Origin of the sequence: Helicobacter sp. (assembly GCF_014799995.1) — a bacterium.
GTDB lineage: Bacteria > Campylobacterota > Campylobacteria > Campylobacterales > Helicobacteraceae > Helicobacter_D.
Genome location: NZ_JAAVGY010000001.1, coordinates 1 through 5264 on the forward strand (window position 1 = coordinate 1; position 5264 = coordinate 5264).

The 5264-nt window shown below is 35.5% G+C and carries 5 protein-coding genes; all 5 read left to right on the plus strand.

Translation table 11 applies throughout. The features are described 5' to 3' along the window. Positions 1–902, plus strand: a 902-nt coding sequence (locus HDT10_RS00005; RefSeq protein WP_290878601.1) for a hypothetical protein, incomplete at its 5' end; no start/stop codon positions are given. Further along, positions 902–1879 (plus strand): polysaccharide pyruvyl transferase family protein, encoded by a 978-nt coding sequence (locus HDT10_RS00010; RefSeq protein WP_290878604.1) that lies wholly within the window; start codon positions 902–904, stop codon positions 1877–1879. The genes HDT10_RS00005 and HDT10_RS00010, both read left to right, overlap by 1 nt. Positions 1880–1892: 13 nt before the next feature. Then, positions 1893–2990, plus strand: coding sequence for a glycosyltransferase family 2 protein (locus tag HDT10_RS00015; protein WP_290878605.1), 1098 nt, complete (start codon positions 1893–1895; stop codon positions 2988–2990). Between the two features lie 2 nt (positions 2991–2992). Beyond that, positions 2993–3991, plus strand: coding sequence for a hypothetical protein (locus HDT10_RS00020; RefSeq protein WP_290878608.1), 999 nt, complete (start codon positions 2993–2995; stop codon positions 3989–3991). A 2-nt stretch (positions 3992–3993) separates the two neighbouring features. Then, the coding region (locus HDT10_RS00025; protein WP_290878611.1) for a hypothetical protein at positions 3994–5264 on the plus strand (1271 nt) is incomplete at its 3' end.

Consider the following 5264-nt stretch of genomic DNA (forward strand, 5'->3'; position numbering starts at 1 on the left):
AAGAAGTTATGAAGGAGATGGTGAGATATTCAGGGCTGAATTTATATTCACACATGTGTCTGGCTGCCAAGAATCAGGGCCAACCAATTCTTCTGAATATATTCTATGGTGTTGTTGCCAATGCGGGAGCATCTATAGCACTGACCGTTACCGGTGCCATCAATGGCTTATCCACAAGTATTTTCCAAGCCTTTCGTCCCCAGATAATAAAGCAATATTCTATGGGGAATATAGATCAGTCCGAGAATATGGCAAAAAGGGCCGTTCAATTCTCCTTAATGGCATTCGCCTTCCTCACTGTTCCGGTGATAATTGAGACTCCAACTCTTTTAGAACTTTGGTTGGGACAGATTCCGCAGTATTCGGTGATTTTTACCCGCATTATTATTATCTGCTGTATTATTACCGTAATAATCAATACTAACAGTGCCTGTATACAAGCGACAGGAAATATCAAGACAATTTCCTTTCTGAGTGGAACTTTTTACTTATTGTCACCGGTATTATCCTATATCTATTTGAAATTGGGAGGACCTGCTCCTTCTATCTATATAGTAGATGCAGTCATGTTAATTGCAGTGTCAATTATAGGGTTAGTTATCATCAGAAAACAAATTTCAGGATACGATATCAAGGATTACAGTATTTCAATTATAAAAAGTGTATTGGTTCTTATCGTTTCACTTATAATTGTATCTGTAATAAGCTATTATGTGGATAGAGGCTTACAAGCGACTTTAGCTATAAATAAACTTGTATTGGGACTTATAAAATTTTCAATATGCACTCTTCTTAATCTGATTATAACTGCTGCATTATTTTGGATATTTATATTCGGACAAAACGAAAGAAGCCTTATCATATCCGTAATTCGTACAAAACTAATTAGAGCTTCCAACTAATGGAGAGAATATTATTATTAGATACATCAGTCGGTTCCTTTAACAAGGGAGATGAAATTATAATGGAGTGTTGTCGTAAGGAACTTTTACCGCTTCTTGAACAAAATTTCGAGCTGACGTTGCCTACGCATGTTTCTCCATTTCATTGGTATCAGGTTCTCAGAGATTCATTGGCTGTACAGACATTTGCCAATTGTAAATATAAATTTGCTTGTGGATCTAATCTATTGATACCTCATCTTTTGACTCATTTCCCACAATGGAATATAAATCTTTTTAATTATCAACCATTGACGGGAACTGTTTTATTGGGTGTAGGTGCCGGTGCCGGAGCTGAAGGGAAAATAGAGAAATATACTCAGCATATCTATCGCAAGATGCTGAATCCTGATTTCTATCATAGTTTACGGGATGAAAGAAGCAAGCAATATGTGGAGCGACTGGGTTTAAAGGCAATCAATACCGGGTGTGTCACCATGTGGATGCTAACCCCCGAGCATTGTGCGCAGATTCCAACCGGGAAGTCTCAAAGAGTAATCTTTACCATCACGGCGTCCCCCAAGCTTAACCCGAATGAGCAAAAGATGATAGATATTCTCAGCCGGAACTATGATGAGATCTATTTCTGGCCTCAGGGACATAAGGATTATGATTATCTCCAACAATTTAATCTTCCTGATAATCTAAGAATCTTACCTCCTACGAAAGATGCTTATGACAAATATCTGACAGAGAATGATACCGATTATGTGGGAACTCGCCTGCATGGTGGAGTATACGCAATGCGGCATAAGAGAAGAAGTATTGTCATAGCGATAGATGAAAGAGCACGGGCAATCAACGCAGATACCAATATCAATTGTATNGAGGCGAACAGGATAGATGATCTGGAACAAATGATTAACAGTGAGATTGTCACAGATATCCACATGCCTTTTGATGAAATAGCCCGTTGGAAGAGTCAATTCGGATTATAGTTAAAATATAAATATGAATCCTAAAGTATCAATAATTGTTCCTGTATATAATTGTGGATCGGGAAATACAATTAAAGAATTGGTGCAAGATATCATGTATCAGACGGAACAGTCATGGGAGCTTCTATTATGCAATGATGGCTCTACGGATAATACATTGGAGATTTGTGAAAGCATACAGAGACTTGATTCCAGAATAGTAATAATAGACAATCCTCATAGAGGTGTTAGTGCAACGAGAAATTCAGGAATAGAAAATGCAAAGGGAGAGTGGTTAACCTTTGTTGATTGTGATGATCATCTTACAGGATGTTTCTTGGAATCAATGTTAAATGCAGCGAAGCGAAGTAAAGATCCTGTAGATTTGATATGTTGTTCCTATGCGATTCTAAATAATAGTAATAGCCAGCTAAATCTTTATGCCGATAGAAGTTATTTCGGTAAACAGGAAATTAGCAAGCTGTTTCAATCAAGCAATTTCTTACAAAGATGTAGTCCATGGGCTCGATTACTCAGTAATAGGATAATTAGAGATTATAACCTTAAATTTGATGAACAATTATCACATAGTGAGGATAGATTATTTGTATATAACTATCTTGCTTATGTCAACTCTATTGTAACAAGTTCTTCTATTGGTTATATTTATGAGAGCTTCTCGGCAAATTCATTGAAACATAAGGTACATCCTTTTGAAATGCTTTTACTTAGGCAACAAAAACTTTCAATGGGTGCGTTGGCTATTATAAAGGAATTTGGCATTGAGATGCAATACAGTTATCAATTTGTGAATAATCTCTTTAATCTATTAGTTGATGCAGCTATTTCAATTAATAGACAGTATCATAATAGATTAGAGGCATCAAAATTACAAAAACAACTGGTTGATACCGTTATGTCTATTCCTGATGTAACCGGTGATAAAAGAATTCTTAATAAGATTAATCGCGATAAAAAATTATCATGGCTCATTTCAGAGAATTATGATAAGTTTAACAAGTTTCAAAAAAAAGAAGACTATTTACTTAAGATAAAACTTCTACTAAAAAATACTATATCTTCTAAAGATTATATACCTAACTATAAAGATTACATCAAAAGATTCAACTAAGTATGAATACTAGAATTATGGATGTTACGCTTCGTGACGGAAGTTATGAAGTAAATTTCAAATTTACCAAGGATGATGTACGTTTTGTTGGAGATGCTATAAAAAATTCTGGAATTGAGTACTTTGAAATAGGACACGGCCAGGGTTTGAATGCAAGCTCTGAAAAGAATGGAATTGCTGCATGTACTGATAGGGAGTATCTTGAGACTGCGAGTGAATATTTATCAGGATTAAAATATGGTACATTCTGTATTCCCGGAATTGCTCGTCTTGAAGATCTGGATTTGTTGTCCACTTATGGTGCAAGTTTTGTCAGAATCGGTTGCAATACTGATGAAGAGTCGGTAAAGAAAACAAAACCGTTTATTCAGCGAGCTAAGAATCTTGGATTAGAGGTATATGCAAACTACATGAAAACTTATGTAGCTGATTCTGAGGAGTTCATCAGGTGTGTCCGATTATCGGAAGAGTATGGTGCAGATACATTGGTGATTGTTGATTCTGCCGGATGTATGCTACCTGAAGATATAAAGAAATATTATGATTTGATTAGGGATAATTCTAAGAAAAATGTTCAAATTGGTTTTCACGGGCATGATAATCTGGGGTTGTCTGTATCAAATTCACTGTATGCCTTGCAGATAGGATGCGATATAGTGGATACTTCACTTCAATCATTGGGACGTGGTGCCGGAAACGCTTCAACTGAGCAACTTATAGCAATTCTTCTCAGACTCGCGCCGGAATGTCATTATAAGCTTGGTCCCCTGATGCATTTCAGTGAGGATTATCTACGAGAAATGGTGAAGTTCAAAGGAGTGAGCGGTCTGGATACTTATTGCGGTATCGCCGGATTTCACAGTGGGTATATGAATTCTATTCGTAAGGCAGCCAAAGAATATAATTTAGATCCATATGATTTAATTGTAGAATATTGCAAGATTGATCGTAAATATCTTGATGAGGAATTATTAACTCGAATTGCAATTAAAATGAAATAAGTATGGGTAAATTTACTCCAAGAGATAATATAATTATTCAGTCATTTTCTGTAAAAGGAGGATTGATTGAATGTAAAATAAAAGTTTCGGAAGGGATAAGAAGGTATTTTACTTCAGACAGCTTTTTTATTGAATACGATGAGGATTTATCCGGTATTCCTGAAAGTTTGCTTATATGCCCTTTTATAGCTTCTCTTTTAGCTTTAGCTTGGATAACGGATAGTGTAATCTGGGTTAATGAGATTGATAGGACTTTCTATGAATCACTTAGCCGAATTCGAGAGGCATATCAGGATATTTATTATTTCACAACTTTAAAAGGGCGTGTTGTACCCTCCATATATATTGATAATTACCTTTCTATTAATGAATCTAAGAATAAATCCATTATACTGTTTAGCGGAGGAGCTGATTGTCATGCATCCTTAATAAGGAATTTGGATAAGACTCCTATTCTTTGTAATATTCAGGGGTGGTATAAATCCAAAGAGGATGTCGATAAAGTTGCAGAGGCAGATAAAAAGGATATAGGAAATTTTGCTAAGCAATTTTCGTTACCTTTTTCTTTTGTCCGTTCTAATTTCGCTACAATCATCAATCAAAAAGCTTTTGATAAAGATTATAAAAGCAAATTGGGAGATTCTCTTTGGCATGGATTTTTACATTCCATGGCTTTTATTTCTATTGCTATTCCTTTGGCGTATAAACATTCTATTTCTGAAATTATAATAGCAAGTTCTCTCACAACTGGTTTAAACTTCCTCTGTGCGTCTAATTCTACAACGGATAGTGAGTTCAGGTATGCCTTAGAAGGACGCTGCTCACATGATGGCTTTGAATTACATCGTCAGAATAAGATAAAGGTTATCACTGATTTTCAAAGAAAGCTGAATCGCCCTTATTTCATGAGAGTATGCTCATTTAATGATTCAAACTGTTGCGAGTGTGAAAAATGTTTTAGGACGGTATTAGGAATTGTAGCTGAAAATTCGAATCCTGAAGATTTTGGTTTTAATATCGATAAAAGCCTCAAGGATCATTGGCAAGATGTGATGAATAAGCGCATAGCCCTCATGGGGTTCTCATCGGAGAAAAGTCTGCATTGGCCACACATAATCAAGAGGATGAAAGCCAATTACAAGGATATGAGCAAAGAAAAGCAGGAATTTGTAGATTGGTTCTTATCTTATGATTTTCAGGGAGAGAAAAAGAAAGCCGTAAAGAAATATTATAGGGATAATTTTTTCGAGATTGTAAAAAGAAAATTAAAATC